The 15,327-nt window shown below is 43.3% G+C and carries 16 protein-coding genes and 2 pseudogenes; 1 reads left to right on the forward strand and 17 read right to left on the reverse strand.

Annotated features, from left to right (window positions below; genetic code table 11):
* Nucleotides 1-7 precede the first annotated feature (7 nt).
* The 6 genes and pseudogenes from H8R94_RS04920 to H8R94_RS04945 all read right to left on the reverse strand — a co-directional run.
* Nucleotides 8-295, reverse strand: a pseudogene (locus H8R94_RS04920) (aldo/keto reductase); the annotation flags it as partial.
* Between the two features lie 83 nt (nt 296-378).
* On the reverse strand, nt 379-1,146 hold the full coding sequence (locus H8R94_RS04925) for a carboxymuconolactone decarboxylase family protein (RefSeq protein ID WP_186854053.1): 768 nt from the start codon (nt 1,144-1,146) through the stop codon (nt 379-381).
* An 18-nt stretch (nt 1,147-1,164) separates the two neighbouring features.
* Nucleotides 1,165-1,635, reverse strand: a complete 471-nt coding sequence (locus H8R94_RS04930; protein WP_186854054.1) for a flavodoxin — start codon at nt 1,633-1,635, stop codon at nt 1,165-1,167.
* Nucleotides 1,636-1,748: 113 nt separating this feature from the next.
* The gene (locus H8R94_RS04935) at nt 1,749-2,627 is read right to left on the reverse strand and encodes a LysR family transcriptional regulator (RefSeq protein ID WP_186854055.1); all 879 of its coding nucleotides are present in this window, start codon (nt 2,625-2,627) and stop codon (nt 1,749-1,751) included.
* An 80-nt stretch (nt 2,628-2,707) separates the two neighbouring features.
* Nucleotides 2,708-4,054 carry an MATE family efflux transporter gene (locus H8R94_RS04940; RefSeq protein WP_186854056.1) on the reverse strand — a complete coding sequence of 449 codons (1,347 nt, stop codon included), beginning with the start codon at nt 4,052-4,054 and terminating at the stop codon, nt 2,708-2,710.
* A complete protein-coding gene (locus tag H8R94_RS04945; protein ID WP_186854057.1) occupies nt 4,044-4,499 on the reverse strand; it encodes a MarR family winged helix-turn-helix transcriptional regulator in 456 nt (151 codons plus the stop codon). The genes H8R94_RS04940 and H8R94_RS04945 overlap by 11 nt, the downstream gene beginning before the upstream one ends.
* Before the next feature lie 194 nt (nt 4,500-4,693).
* Between H8R94_RS04945 and H8R94_RS04950 the strand changes: the two genes are divergently transcribed.
* Entirely contained in the window at nt 4,694-6,097 is a 1,404-nt protein-coding gene (locus tag H8R94_RS04950; RefSeq protein ID WP_186854058.1) for a WD40/YVTN/BNR-like repeat-containing protein, read from the forward strand.
* 22 nt (nt 6,098-6,119) lie between these two features.
* Here H8R94_RS04950 and H8R94_RS04955 read toward each other — a convergent pair whose 3' ends face one another.
* The 11 genes and pseudogenes from H8R94_RS04955 to H8R94_RS05005 form a co-directional block, all read right to left on the reverse strand.
* The gene (locus H8R94_RS04955; protein WP_178009836.1) at nt 6,120-6,581 is read right to left on the reverse strand and encodes a threonine/serine exporter family protein; all 462 of its coding nucleotides are present in this window, start codon (nt 6,579-6,581) and stop codon (nt 6,120-6,122) included.
* Nucleotides 6,578-7,351 carry a threonine/serine exporter family protein gene (locus H8R94_RS04960; protein ID WP_186854059.1) on the reverse strand — a complete coding sequence of 258 codons (774 nt, stop codon included), beginning with the start codon at nt 7,349-7,351 and terminating at the stop codon, nt 6,578-6,580. Before H8R94_RS04960 ends, H8R94_RS04955 begins: the two co-directional genes overlap by 4 nt.
* Before the next feature lie 336 nt (nt 7,352-7,687).
* Nucleotides 7,688-8,292, reverse strand: a pseudogene (locus H8R94_RS12425) (KilA-N domain-containing protein); the annotation flags it as partial.
* Nucleotides 8,246-8,419 carry a helix-turn-helix domain-containing protein gene (locus tag H8R94_RS12430; RefSeq protein WP_207722463.1) on the reverse strand — a complete coding sequence of 58 codons (174 nt, stop codon included), beginning with the start codon at nt 8,417-8,419 and terminating at the stop codon, nt 8,246-8,248. The gene H8R94_RS12430 and the pseudogene H8R94_RS12425, both read right to left, overlap by 47 nt.
* A 189-nt stretch (nt 8,420-8,608) precedes the next feature.
* Nucleotides 8,609-9,217, reverse strand: coding sequence for a helix-turn-helix domain-containing protein (locus tag H8R94_RS04975; RefSeq protein WP_186854060.1), 609 nt, complete (start codon nt 9,215-9,217; stop codon nt 8,609-8,611).
* 115 nt (nt 9,218-9,332) lie between these two features.
* Nucleotides 9,333-9,926: a VanZ family protein gene (locus H8R94_RS04980; protein WP_186854061.1), complete on the reverse strand. Its 594-nt coding sequence runs from the start codon at nt 9,924-9,926 to the stop codon at nt 9,333-9,335.
* A 100-nt stretch (nt 9,927-10,026) separates the two neighbouring features.
* Nucleotides 10,027-11,232, reverse strand: coding sequence for a 23S rRNA (uracil(1939)-C(5))-methyltransferase RlmD (rlmD, locus tag H8R94_RS04985; RefSeq protein WP_186854062.1), 1,206 nt, complete (start codon nt 11,230-11,232; stop codon nt 10,027-10,029).
* Nucleotides 11,233-11,236: 4 nt separating this feature from the next.
* Complete coding sequence (gene crcB, locus H8R94_RS04990; protein WP_207722455.1) at nt 11,237-11,605, reverse strand: fluoride efflux transporter CrcB; 369 nt, start codon at nt 11,603-11,605, stop codon at nt 11,237-11,239.
* Between the two features lie 88 nt (nt 11,606-11,693).
* Nucleotides 11,694-12,692, reverse strand: coding sequence for a 5'-nucleotidase (locus H8R94_RS04995; protein ID WP_118535190.1), 999 nt, complete (start codon nt 12,690-12,692; stop codon nt 11,694-11,696).
* 77 nt (nt 12,693-12,769) lie between these two features.
* On the reverse strand, nt 12,770-14,110 hold the full coding sequence (locus H8R94_RS05000) for a butyryl-CoA:acetate CoA-transferase (protein WP_118280238.1): 1,341 nt from the start codon (nt 14,108-14,110) through the stop codon (nt 12,770-12,772).
* 118 nt (nt 14,111-14,228) lie between these two features.
* Nucleotides 14,229-15,278, reverse strand: a complete 1,050-nt coding sequence (locus H8R94_RS05005) for a glycosyltransferase family 2 protein (protein ID WP_243238464.1) — start codon at nt 15,276-15,278, stop codon at nt 14,229-14,231.
* Nucleotides 15,279-15,327: the final 49 nt, after the last annotated feature.

Below are 15,327 nucleotides of genomic sequence, written 5' to 3' on the forward strand. Positions count from 1 at the left end.
ACCAAAACTATTTTTTCTCATCTAATAGCACTGTTCCCTGCTCCGGATTGTGATTGATTGCTCCGACAACCGGGTGTGGCACGTACAGTTCCTCAAGATAAGCGACATCACTCTCTGTCAGTTTCACATCAAGTGCTCCCACTGCATCATCCAGATAGAATGCTTTGGTTGCCCCGATAATTGGAGATGCAATTCCTTTTGCCCACTGCCATGCAATAGCAATCTGCGACATTTTACAATTGTATTTTTCTGCAAGTTCATGAACTCTTGTTACGATCTGCATATCCTGTTTTTCCAAGTTTAGTATATTCCATGTACGCCCTCCTACCTAACATTCCCTACATGTAAATCCACTGCTTGTGTTACCACTTCTAATTTTTATTTTAACTTTTGGTATTCTTCATCTGATACCGGCTGGCACCACTCATTGGAAGTTTCCTCTCCCGACACTTCAATAGCGAGATGTGAAAACCAGCTATCTGGTGCGGCTCCATGCCAATGCTTTACTTCTGCTGGAATATTGATACAGTCTCCCGGCTTCATCTCGATGGCTTCTTTGCCTTCTTCCTGATAGTAACCACGTCCGGCAACGCAGACCAGAATCTGTCCACCGCCCTTTTTTGCATGATGAATATGCCAGTTGTTGCGGCAGCCCGGTTCAAATGTCACATTGAAAATGTCAACCTGGCTGGTAGAAACCGGTGCCAAGAAACTGCGTCCGCTAAAATACTGGGCAAACCCGTCATTTGGTGCACCGATTGGGAAAACCATTTCTTTTGCGTGCGCGCGCATTGCCTCATCCTCATATGGAAGGTCGCCCTCATTTACGCTCCATACATCTTTTGCTAGGTTAAAGACTGCCCAGCCCTTCGGCCAGCCTGCATAAAAAGCAACATGTGTGATGATAGCCGCAATCTCCTTTTGCGTCACACCATGTGCCTTGGCATTTTCCAGATGAAACTTCAAAGAAGAATCTGTGATACCGGATGCCATAAGGGCTACCACGGTAATGATACTCCTAGTCTTTACATCAATATCTTCATTGTTCCAATTCTCTCCAAAGAGAACATCATCATTATAATGTGCAAATTCCGGTGCAAACTCACCGAGTGCATTTCTTCCTGCTGTCTGCGTGATCTTTGCCATAATCTTATCCTCTCCTTTTTATAATGTCTTTACCCAGTCTTCGATTTCCTGTTTGTCGGCTCTGTTTAAGAGTTTACCCTCGACAATCTCTGCCCCCGGTGCTGACGGCTGCAATTCCTGTACGGTATTGCCAAATCCACTGCCACCGGAAGTTGCAAACAGAATAATCTTTTTGCCGGTAAGATCATATTTTTCCAAAAATGTATTGATGATCGTCGGTGCCACATACCACCAGATCGGGTAGCCCAAAAGGATCTCGTCATAGGCTGACATATCCAGATTTTCCTCTGCGATCTCCGGTCGAATCTTCTTGTCGTTCATCTCGACACTGCTGCGTGATTTCTTGTTCATCCAGTCCAGATCTGCCTGGGTGTAAGGAACTTTGGGTTCGATTTCATACAGATCGGCTTTTGCTGCTTCTGCCAGCATTTCTGCCACTTTTTTTGTCGTACTGCTCGCGCTAAAATATGCCACTAATCTTTTTGCCATAAGATACACCTCCAAAAATAAAATGAATGCGTAAAAAGCCTCTTTCGCTAACTTACGCATTCATTATATAATCCCAGGTTCTATTATGTCTAATACTTATATAGCATGTCGCATTATGCCTTATAGGCATTCAACTCTTTTATAAAACATTCTACCGCAGGAGAGCATGGAATGTTTCTTCTCCATGCAATGACTGTACTGGTTTCTATGGCCGGAGATAACCTTTTTTGCACCAAAAGATCTTCTCGCCAATAACGCACCGCACCTTCAATGGAAATGGGATAGCCAATACCTTCCAGTGCCAACACACCGGCATTGGTACCCAGATTGCTGGTTGCTACGATATGCAGTTTTTGAAAGTCCTTGCCAAACCAGTTCGCCAACTCACTCTGTACATTGGTTCGTTCCGGCAGGATCAAGGGTAGGTGTTTTAAATCTGCTTTTGTGATCTCATCTTTTTTTGCAAGCGGATCATCTGCTTTCATTGCCACTACCCAATGATCGCTCCCCGGCAGGCGGATATAATCCAGATTCTCTGTACTGACAGGTTCTAAGAACAAGCCAATGTCCACGATCCCCTTACTCATCATTTCCAGAATTGTATCTGCCGTTCCCGTATGTATGGCAAACTGTACCAAAGGATACTTTTTGCAATAAGACCGACATATTTTTGCCAGCGTTTCCACTGCCATAAACTCGCCACAGCCAATCATGATCTTTCCGGCGATCGGTTCCTGATTTCCGCGTAGTTCATCCACGATCTTTTCTTCCATATCTACGATTTCCAGCGCACGCCTTTTTAACAGGAGTCCCTCGTCCGTCAGCGTAATATGATGTCCGCTACGATCGAATAATGTCACGCCCAATTCTTTTTCCAAGCCTGCCAATTGGCGCGATAAGGTCGGTTGTGTAATGTGCAGGACTTCTGCTGCCTTGGTAAAACTCTGTTCTTTTGCTACCGTAAGAAAATATCGGAGTACCCGGATTTCCATAAACTATCCTCCTGCGTTATATGTCTGTATGCGACCACATTTATGCCCGCTATTATAGCACAAATCATTTCTGATATCCTCTACTTTGCTAAGATGTCCTTCTTTTTTCGGTTCAGATGCAGATAAAAGAGCACATTTAATATGATACCGACAGTCGTTGATACCGGTGCCGCCAGTCCGATCTTCGTCAAACTGGCATTTGGCTGGATGCTCATGATATAGGCAAATGGCAAACGAACCAGAAGTGTCTGCACCAAACCCTGTACCATAACCCAGAGTGTCTGGTTATTGCCGTTGAAATAGCCGATCATGGAGAAAAGCACTGCCGTTACAATTGTCTCCGGTGCAAAGCCCTTGAGGTAGGCAAAACCATTGGCGATCACTGCCGGATCTGTGGTAAAGATACCTGCCAGCAGATCTCCTTTTAACATGACGAGTAAAAAGACCACGCATCCAAAGGATAGTCCTATACCAATGCCCGTAAACATGGCTTTCTTGGCACGTTTCTGATTGCCGGCTCCCACATTTTGTGAGACAAAGGATGCCATGGACTGCATAAGAGAACTCGGGATCAACATAGCAAAGTTGACGATCTTGCATGCCACGCCATAACCTGAGGATGCCTCAAGTCCTAATCTGTTGACAAAGGCACAGAGGGCAAGAAAAGAAAGTTGGGTCAAAAACTCCTGTAAGGCGAGTGGTAGTCCGATAGAAAGGAATTTTCTACATTGGCTGTTAAAACCAAAGTCGGATCTTTTTATGGTAAACGGCAGTTTCTTTTTCAAAAGTATCAAGATTGCGCACACAACGCTGACTGCCTGCGCCATAACCGTTGCCAGTGCTGCGCCTGCTGCATCCATATGAAAGCCTGCCACAAAAACCAGATCTCCTACGATGTTTACGATACATGCGACAAAAACAAATAGAAGCGGCGACTTGCTGTCGCCCAGTCCACGAAAGATTGCAGCCAAAAGATTGTATGCCACAATAAAAAAGATACCGCAGCCACATATACGCACATAAGATTTCGTAAGTGTTAGCGCCTCCTTTGGAGCCTGCATCAAGATGGAAATCGGATTTGCAAACACAACCAAAAGTACAAAAAGTACCACCGATAGCACGGCAAACACTGCGAGTGCACCGCCCATTACCGAGCCGATGACTTCTTCTCTTTTTTCTCCCAGATACCTTGCGATCAAGACAGTAACACCCATAGCAAGCTGTGTCACAACGAAGGTGACAAGATTTAAGACCTGACTGCCGGTCGATACCGCAGAAAGTCCTTCGGTCGAACCAAACCGACCAACCACCAGCAGGTCAACTGCACCATAAGCCGCCTGTAAGACCAAGGCTCCCAAAACCGGCAACATGAACCAAAATAACTTTTTTAAAATGCTCCCCTGTGTGAAATCAGCTCTATCGTTCATTGATTGAAATACTCCTCTCTGACATAATTTGATACATTTTCTCGATGGTTTGCATCATAACCTCTGCCTCATCATCTGAAATAACATCAAAAAATGGTTGTATCTTCCTGAAATATTCCCTATCGTATTTTTTCAGCAATTCCTTGCCTGTTTCGGTTAGCAAAAGATAGGTGATCCTGCCATCGCTTTCGGAACATTGCTTGTGCAGGTAGCCTCTGTTTTCCATCTCCTTGACAGTACGTGTCACACCCGGACGGGGGAGGGACAAAGCCTCGCTGATGTCAGAAACCTTGACGCGGATTCCCTTTTTTTCCAGCATGGTGATCGTATCCAGATAATGAATATAGGAAGGACTGACGCCCTCCGGCAGCGGTGGAAGGAGTTCTCGCACCCGCTTTGCCTGATAACAGGCATCAAACATTGCCTTGATTGTTTTTATGTCCATTTTATTTTCACACCTCCATGTAGTTACCTTTGATAATTACTTCTGATAATTATATTGATATTCTTATTTTTTGTCAATATCATAGTATTTGCTCCTAATGATTATGAAATATTCATGAAGCGAATTTACTTCTTTTTATATTAGTGTTATAAGTAGTAAAGATGTATTACTAGGCAAAGATAAAGGAGTTTTCCATGAAAAATAAAAGACTGGTCGCAGAAAGCCTGATGATTCTCTGCTATATTTTTGTCCTCTATCACCTAAGTGCCCTATGCCGCTACGGTGGCGTCAAAAGGCACTTGCTCTGGATGTTGCTGGGATTGCTGGTATTTTGCGCTACCTTAATCTACCTGCTCATAACAGATACGCCAAAAATCAAAAACAAAACAGCTTTCCTCGTGAAATTGATGTCCCTGATCGGTGCAACCGTTCTTTTTACATCCAACATTATCTACTCTGCTATTCCTTATAATGGAAAATTAGCCTGGAAAATTCAGGATTTGATACATACACGCGAAGTTACATTGACACATAATAATGTTTTTGACACTGGTATAGAAGGCATTCTGGATGATTTGACTGCCGCATTAAACCTTCCGGAAAAACTCTATATTGCAGAACAATTTACTGTAGATTTTGACGGTACTGGAAAAATAAGTGCAATCGAAGGTTTCTTATATGGAAAAGATGAGAACGATCAGACGCGCACCTATTTAATCAGTTACAATGCCAAAAAAAGCAAAAAAATTTATGTTAATATGGATGGGTATGCATCGGCAGATTTTGATACAGACTCCTTACTGTCTCCTATGATCGATGTGCTTGCTCTAGCCAATTGGAAAGAACAGGTGGCAGAGTGGGAACAAGATTATGATGTCTCCTCCTACCAATTACTATATTTGGGAAATCGTTCTTTTGAAATAAAAGATGGTCTCGTTACGGTTTCCGGAGATAGCTCCGAAATCCAAAAGTTAAATGCCGGTGGCTCTGTAAAAGGATACGAAGTATCCTTACACATGCCAGAGCTTGATACGGTTACACCAATACGTTATATCGCCAACCCCAAATACACATCTTTGCAGGAACAAAAAGAACAGGAGCAAACGGATGCTTCTACTAAAAACTCCTCAGGAATCGGCAAATGTGATACCGACGAAGATGGTATACAATATTTTTATCTCACAGAACAAATTGGGTGGAAATTTAAGATTTTAGATGCTGCCGCAGGAAGCCGTTTTTATGGCTTACAAAAAACAACAGACGGCGGTAACACGTGGGAAATGATTAACGAAGATCCTTTTGTCGGAAATATTGGTGTCAGCGAAGGTCTCGTATTTTATGATGAGAATAATGGCATCATTGGTCTGACATGTGCAGGGCAGGATTGGTCCAACCTTTATCGAACAACAGATGGTGGGAATACTTTTACAAAAATAGAATTTCCAGGTGCCGCAACCGGTGAATTCTACTTTGATATGCCAAGAAAAGATAAAGACCAGTTGGTCGTTTTAGCAAGATCCGAAGCTGGTGATACCACCGGGGTAAAATATGTTTCTACTGATGGTGGCGCAACATGGAACAAGGCTGGAGACTTTTAGTCTCCAGCGCTTTTCTTATGCTTTATATTGCTTTCTTTTCCTTCTTTTTCAGATGGTTGAGCCATGCCTGCGGAAGTCCCATCGCAAGGATGATACCGATAACAATCGCCCCTGCCGTCTCAACTGTCTCAGTTCCTTTGATCGAAAACATTTCCATATTACCGCTGATTAGATAAAAGGCTGCATAGTAAATCCCGGCTCCCGGCACCAGCGGGAATATCCCTGACAACAGATAGACCGTTGCCGGATGCTTGCGAAGTACCGCGAAAAAGCGTGAAAGCAAGGTCAAGGCCAGTGTTGCCACAATCGTTGCCAACATCAGATGCCAGCCCTGCTGTGAATGCAGATATTCATAGACAAACCAGCCCACACCACCTGTCAACCCACATAAACCCCATTCTGATTTAGGTGCTTGAAACAGAACAGCAAAGGCTAACGTCGCAATCATAGCAATGATAAAATGCAAAAAAATCGTCCCAATCATGACATAGCACCTCCCAAACTCTGAAAAATATAGATTGTCAGGCCAACGCCAACCGAAATAAAGAGTGCAGTCAAAAGCGCGTCCAAGAGATGGATCACACCTGACAGATAATCACTATTATAGAAATCACGGATGGAGGTCGTAAAGGCAATGCCCGGTACCAGTGGCATGATACAGCCAATCACTATCTTGTCCTGCGAAACCGGAAGTCCCATACACATAGGAAACAGGCTCAGAGCTGTTACAAACATACTACAGATCAGCAGATTGGCAAAGCGACCAACATGGTGTTTTTCAAACCATAACATCAAAAGTTGTAATAAAAGACCAATGCCAAATGCAATGGATCCATCCAAAAAATTTGCTCCGAACAAAATGGCAAAACCACCGGATCCGATACCGGTACATAGGACACGAATCCAGAGTGGATCCTTCTTGTGATGTATGATGGCATCCATACGAACCCAAGCCTCAGATATCGTACATTTCTTATCACAAATGTCTCTGGCTAACTGGTTGAGTTTTGATATCTTGAGCAGATTTACACTGCCTAAGGGCACATGCCGAATCATGCTACAGGCATCTTCCTTTCCCTCATTGGCACTGGCAAAGATACCATTGGATAGCACGTATACATCATAATCCTCTAACTGATAAGCCGCCATGATCTTCATAACGGTATCTTCTACGCGGTAGATCTCACCACCATTTTGAAGCATGGCATCACCGATTTCCACTGCCAGCGTTAATATGTCTCTGGTTTCATTCATGCTGTAAGTTCCTCACTTTGGTTATTTGTATCACTTGCGCACCAGCCCACTTTCATCAAACAAATGATATTTTCTATTTTTATTTGCCCCTTCAGCCACAACATCTTTCATATTTACTAAAATAATTCTACTTCATCTACTTTATCATAAGTCTTGTACAAATAGTTCTCTAAATCTATTTTTCTTCGCTGGTAATGCTTATCCTCATAATCAAGAAAATCCATATTTATTCATGCAGCTGTTTTCTGCAATCACACTTATGACCTCTAGCCATCTATCTGCATGGTTGTCGAGACACGGGTGTATAAATATACTTTGATTTTCTCTTTCTTCAATTTACATATCACCTCCAGGAAGTGTCGAAACTGCCGACAGATTGATACTGGCTAATGTATCCATCTGCCTGATTGCCAAATTTCTAAGCAATATAAGTCTTTCTGATTGAGGTTTCCCTTGCTCAATTAAAATAGCATTATAACTTTCCATATTTGCCAATACCAATAACTGATTTAAATTTGCATCATCACGCACATTCCCTTTTTTACCCGGATTATTATTTTTCCATTGCTTTGCAGTCTGACCCAATAAAGCAACATTTAAAAGATCTGCTTCACTGGCATATGTATAAGCAATCTGTTCTGGTGTCAGCTCTGGTGGAATCAAATTCTCCTTCACCGCATCCGTGTGAATACGGTAGTTCACCTTTGATAAAGCCCTGTTCAAGATCCTCCACCATATCTGCCTGCTTTTGACACTATTCCAATAGCATTGGTCTTTTCAATCCATTTGGTTGGCGTCATAACAAACCTGTTTAATCCTGCCTCACTTCTAACCGCCTCGTATTGCACACGGTTAAAATCTGGATTATGAAGTTCTTCCCAAACAGCCAAAAACTCAACTGTATTTCTGTTTCGCATCCAGTTCTGAATGACAAATGCGACAATCTTTTCCATTCGGGTAATTACCTTTAATGAAGGTTCTGTTTTCTTTAACTTCATGTGCAATAGTAGATGGATGTCTGCGAAGTCTTTTTGCTATTTTTGAATGACTCCCCGATGCATATCCCAGTTTCTATTGCTATTCGATCTGACAGGTCCATTTGTCCGCTAGTATTGTAATAATTCATATCTGCTCCTTTCCCAGCAGATAGTAATCGATATAACCAATATATCATGCCTTGGAAATGGCTGTAGAAAAAGTAAACTAGACCTTTTATAGCCATTTTTAGTTGTCAAAGTATGGGTTTAGTTTTTCAATCTAGGACTTTGTAAGAACCTTCTTACAATATTTATGTGCGCCACAATACGGACATACTAATTTTCGCTTTGTAATTGTATGAGGTCCCATAATATATGACTTCATATCTGGAACAAATCTATTATTACATTCGGGACACTCAAATGCTCCTGCTTCTATATCAAGTACACAGGCAATTGCAATTCCTCCAATTATCACAACAAGACCTATTCCTATAAGAAGAACTCTCATCCAGTTCTCCATCTCCAGCATTCTCGACAATATAAATAATGGAACTGCCGCAATAATTGTAAGTCCTGCCACCATTGCTGATAGGACAATTTTCTTTTTGCTTTCCTGAGTTTCTCTAACTAAATTCACCATATTTTCCTCCGCTTTCTTCAGATAATCTTCTTCAGATACTCTTTCACCAGACAGTAGTTCATTAACTGTTATCTCCAGTTCATTGCATAATGGCAACAGCAATGATACTTCCGGAAAACCATTTCCTCTCTCCCATTTTGAAATTGTTTTATCACTGATTTCTAATTTTTCTGAAAGCTGTTTTTGTGTATATCCTTTTCGTTTTCTCTCATCAGAAATAAATTTCCCAATTTTAATTTGATCCATCTGTTTTCCTCCTCTCTGGTTTGATTATCCTATGATTTGATTTCCAATCACACCCACGCAGCGTAGAATATGGTGAATTTAGTGGTTTCTACGCTACGTAGAGTGAAATTTGAAGTTACAGAACCATTTCCCATAACAAAGATGAAATAAATGGTTGAAGGAAGAACATAATAAGTGCTACAGATGCACATATTATGTAAAAGTCGTTCTTTTTTGAATTTTCCACTATTCTTCTTGTAAAGATACTTGTAAACCAATATGCAATTAGATACCCGACTAAAGTACCTGCAATGTTTGTAATAATGTCATCTATATCTGTCGTTCGTCCTGTGAAAATTTGAGCTATTTCGATAAATGATGTCATTGCAAATCCTGCCATAAATACTTTTTTTATATTCCTGAATTCTTTCCATAACACCGGCAGAAAGAAGCCAAAGGGAACAAACAATAACACATTCAAGCACGCATTACTAAAATCATTTATCATATATACAAAAGGAATTATATTTACCATCAATTCAACTTTTAATGACATTATACTCGGAAAGCCTACCAATGCTAAAACAGCAGTTAAATAGAATCCAAAAACCATATAAAGAATGGTTATTTTCCAGCTACGAAAATACAATTTGTTATATATACACCAGATAGGAATTATAAAAACTGCAGCAGCAACAATTTCGATAAGTGCACTATATATTCTATACATATTTATCTACCTCCACTATTCCTTAATGATTTGTCAAACTCTTTTTATTTCTGCTAATGTTATATCCACATCATCAAGTTCAATCGTGACATTACTGTAATCATATGGCTTTTTTGTGGGACAAAAGAACTACTGTTTCAACATGTCCAGTCAACGGGAACATATCATATGGGCGTATCGTCTCCACACGGTATGCTCTACAAAACCATTTCAAATCTCTTGCCAACGTCTCTGGGTTGCATGAAACATAAACCACACGATCTGGTTCCAAGGAAATCACGGCATCTACAAATTCTTTTGTACTTCCTGCACGCGGCGGATCCATAAGAACCACGTCAAAATGCTCCTTATTGGCTGCTGCTTTACAAATATATTCCGTGGCATCCTGACAGACAAAGCAAATATTCTTTACCTGATTGGTCTTTGCATTGGTAACGGCATCACGCACGGCATCGCGGTTCAATTCCACACCAACCACTTCTTTCGCATCACGGGATGCAATCATTCCAATGGTTCCTGTTCCACAATAGGCATCTAGCACACGTTCTTTTCCACTGAGGTCCGCCAGAGAAATCGCTCCCTGATACAGATGTTTGGTCTGTATTGGATTTACCTGATAAAAAGACTTTGCAGAAATACGGAAACGCATCCCCATAAGTTCATCTACAATATACCCCTTACCATAAAGCACCTTCTCCTGTTCGCCAAGCACCATACTTGTATTACGCCCATTGATATTTAAAACAACCGTCGTAATTTCCGGATGCATTTTTCGTAAAGCCTTAACAAAGTTGTTCTTTGATGGCATAACTGGTGATGCCAATACTAAAACCACCATCACTTCCCCGGTCGCATGTGCATGACGTACCAGTACGTGACGTAATAAGCCATAACCAGTATCTTCATTATATGGCTTTATCTTAAACGACCGCAAAAGTCCTCGAATATCACGAATAATAGCAGTTGATCCCTTATTCTCTAACAAACAGGATTCGATATCTACAACGCGATGACTATCTTTTTCATATGTACCACAGATAACCTCGCCATTTTTCTTTTGCGCATACACCGCATGCACTTTATTGCGATAATAATATGGATAAGACATGCCGACGATCGGTTCGACCTTACCAAATTCCCGCAGTAACTTTGCTACGCGTTTTTCCTTTTTTTGTAATTGTTCCTCATATGGTATGCCGCTATACTCACAACCGCCACATTTCTTATGATAAGGGCACTCCTGTCTCTCTCTCGTATCATTCTTTTGCATTTTCTTGTTGTAGCCTGCCTGTTTTTTCTCTGTCATCTTTTTACCCCGCGATCCACTGTCCCAGCAATGCAGCCAAAACTCCTAATACTAAACTACCTATCATATAAATAAGCGCCACGCCCATATGCCCATCCTGTACCAAAGAGGATGACTCATAAGCAAAGGTGGAAAACGTCGTAAATCCACCACACAAACCTACCTTTAAAAACAATGCTACCTGGGGTGGCAGATCGACACGCTTTCCCAAGCATACCGAAAGAAAGCCCAGCAGAAAAGCACCGATAAGATTGATCAAAAATGTCTTTATCGGAAAGCCATTTCCTGTATCCAGCGGCAGCAGACCAACCAGATAGCGCAAAATACTTCCTACAAATCCTCCAAGACCAACCATAAAACAATTCCAGATCATATCTCTCCCTCTTCTCTCATTCCAAGATCTCATACCCTAACAGTATAGCATATGCCGGGGTCGATCTGCTGTTTTTCTTTCACATCTTTTATCCTACCTGCTGCTCCATCGTCTCCTCCACCCAGGGAACTCTGGCGGAAAGCACGACCGCGGAAGCATTCTCCACATTCTCCTCATTATCATCAAAAAAGATGTGTGCCCCAAATGCCTCCAAGACCCGGCTCTTATCCATCCCTCCCAGAAAAAAGGCCTGGTCGATCCGAATCCCCCATGCCCGTAAGGTACGGATCACGCGTTCATGTGCCGGAGCACTCCGCGCCGTGACAAGGGCTGTGCAGATCCGCGGTATTCCGGCATCCTCTTTCCAGCCTTCCCGCATTTCTTCTGTCCTCTGCTGCAATTCTGAGATCAACTGCAAAACATGGGCAAAAGGTCCCGGACGCAGCGGGACATCTGCCAGTTCTCTCTCCTGTGCACAAAAAGCCTCCACTCCCTGTTCTTGAAACGTACGCTCTGCTTCCCCGGAAAATAAGACTGCGTCCCCATCAAAGGCTATGCGGATTTCCAAGGGCTGCCTGATCTGCCCCCGCATATAGGCTTGCCGATAGGTTCCCGGGAAAGTCCTTGTCGAAACAGCATGCCCCCCATTTTCCATCGCTCCTCTGGGCAGTAAGACACCGGCGGCTATCCCTGATTGCAGGGCGTTCTTGACCTCCTCTGCATTAAAGGATAAATACAGATCCACGCCATAGGCACGCAGATAGGGCGCAATGGCACCCCCACCGGTCAAGGCTGCCCGCGTGATATCCAGCCCATAATATTCGATCGAGTGAAAAATGCGGAGTGCCGCGTCCGCACTATTTTTAGACATAATGACTACTTCGATCTGCCGGCTGTCCCTCTCCCGGTTCAAGGCAAGAAAAGCCTGAATTAAGGAAAACGCCGCTCCCGGTGCTAAAACTTCTTTTTCATGTGCGATCTGATAATCCACATAAGCCTCCACCCCCTGACTTTCAAAGATCGCATTTTCCTCTTCCAAATCGAACAAGGCACGGCTGGATATGCCGATCATAAAATTTTTCTGCATAAAAAACACCCCTTTCACCAGATGTCATCCATTTCCTGTGATTCCATCTTAGCAAAAGAGGTGTCCCATTATTGTCTCTACTTGTTACTTCTTCTCCAGATATGCATCTTGTCGGCTTCTTCGATCAACCAATCTCTGAAATCCGGATGTGCAATGGAAATGATCTTCTCCGTTCGTTCCCATGTCGACAATCCCTTGAGGCAGACCTTGCCATATTCGGTTACCAGATAGTGCGTGTTGGCTCTGGTATCTGTAACGATGGATCCCGGTGCCAATGTCGGCTGAATACGAGATTCCACGGTGCCGTCCTTTCTGGTAAAGGTGGAAGAACAGCATACGATACTCTTACCGCCATGTGACATATATGCACCCATAACGAAATCCAGTTGTCCGCCTGCACCGCTAATATGCTTGGTTCCCGCAGACTCTGCGTTGATCTGTCCGAACAGATCAAAATCAACTGCATTGTTGATTGAAATAAAATTATCCAGTTTAGCAATGTTTCTCACATCGTTCGTATAATCTACCGGTGCGCTCATCAATTCCGGATTTTCGTCCAGATAATCATACATTTTTTTCGTGCCGGCACCAAATGCGTATGTCTGACGGAAGCGGTCAATATTCTTCTTGGATCCATTGATCTTGCCCGCACGCGCAATATCGACAAAAGCATCCACATACATTTCTGTATGCACGCCCAGATCCTTCAGATCCGATTCGGCGATCAGGGATCCAACCGCGTTCGGCATACCACCGATACCAAGTTGTAGACAAGCGCCGTTCGGGATCTCATCCACGATCAATTTTGCCACTGCCTTATCAATATCGGTTGCAGGACCACCACCGCCGAGTTCACCGATTGCAGGGTTTTCTCCTTCCACGATCGCATCCACCTGGGAAATATGTATGCCTTCTTCCATGCCGCCAAGACAACGAGGCATGTTCTCATTGACCTCAACGATGATATGTTTTGCCGTTTCGCAAATCGCCATCAAATGGGATGCATTCGGTCCGAAATTGAAGTAACCATGCTTATCCATTGGTGCAACAACAAACATAGCAACGTCATCCGGCTGAATGTTCTCTCTATAATAACGTGGCAGTTCAGAATAGCGAAGCGGGCTATAGTATGCGCAGCCTCTGGCAATGAGTTTTCTCTCCAAACCTCCCATATGCCATGAGTTCCAGCAAAAATGCTCCCCTGCATCCTCTCGTTCAAAGATAGCCAGTGGCTTTAATAAGATACCACCGCGCACCTTGACATCACGCAATTCATCCGTACGTCTTGCCAATGCCCGATCCAGGGCATCCGGTGTTCCCGTACACCAACCATAATCTACCCAGTCCCCCGACTGCACAACTTTAACAGCCTCATCTGCCGTTTTTAGTTTGCTCTGATATTCCTGCGAAAAATCCATTTCCGTAACCTCCTCACAAGATTGTTAAAAATTTACCATACTTTTATACTACCACCTTATGTCACGAATTACAATATTTTTGTATAAGAAAAGACACCGGATCATCTCCGGTGCCCATTTATTCCTCTATTTCTTCCAGCGCCCGCTTCGCCTGCAAGAGGGCTTCCATGAAATAGTCCCGCTCCTCCTCGGAAAGTTCCTGCGCAAGCACTTCCTCGTATGACGCTACCAGTCCCTCCAGTGCACGGTCACTGCCCGCATGCACATCCAGGATTGCCTCGGATTCATAGGCTGCATTGTAGTACCAGAGAGCCGCCTCTTTCGCATCACCGGCATCGCTATAGTAATCACCCAATTCTGCGCAGATCTCACTGGATGGCTTATCTGTCATCTCTTTGATGGCGATCTTGAAAAAGTCCCGCTCCCCTCCCAGCCTGCGATATGTCCGAAGCAGGATAGCAGCAGCGCGCGAGCGTTTATCTGCCTGACTCTCTGTCTCATAGATCCTTAAAAAATAAGGACATGCATCCATAAGATCAAGAATATCCCCGGTCTTATACAATTCCATGGCATACATCCGCTGCAACTTATCCGACAGCCCGCCATCCCCTGCGATTGCCTTGGTAAAAATAGAAAAATCCCGCTTACTGTGTAGATTTTCCGGCATATGACTGATCACGATATCACTGTCAAAAACGACCGGATCCAGACGCACCGTCTCATGCACCGGATCGATCCATGTAAATGTCCGCAGGCGTTTGAAGAGTTTCGGACGGTATTCCATCTTGGCATTCAAGACTGTATTATAGTCCGTCACCGTATGATACTTCATCTGCACGATCTCAACTTCCGGCAGGAGTGCCGCTTTCAGTTTCAGAAAAGCCTGCCGGTTTTCCTCGTCTAAGACCTCGTCCGCATCCGGCGCATAGATGTAATCCATGCTTGCCTTAGAAAAGGAAAAATTACGGGCTGCCGCAAAATCATCCTGCCAGACAAAATCGTAGATCTGCTCGGTATAGCGTGCGGCGATCTCCTTTGTCGCATCCGTCGATCCTGTGTCTACAATAATGATCTCATCCACAAGATCTGCGATGGAATCCAGACACCTTGCCAGCACCTTTTCTTCATTTTTTACGATCATGCACAAACTGATTGTCGTATCCTGCATCTGCCTGCTCCTATCTTTTGTCTATCCACCATAAACCATATAATTGCAA

It is taken from the genome of Roseburia lenta (assembly GCF_014287435.1).
Classification (GTDB): domain Bacteria; phylum Bacillota; class Clostridia; order Lachnospirales; family Lachnospiraceae; genus Pararoseburia; species Pararoseburia lenta.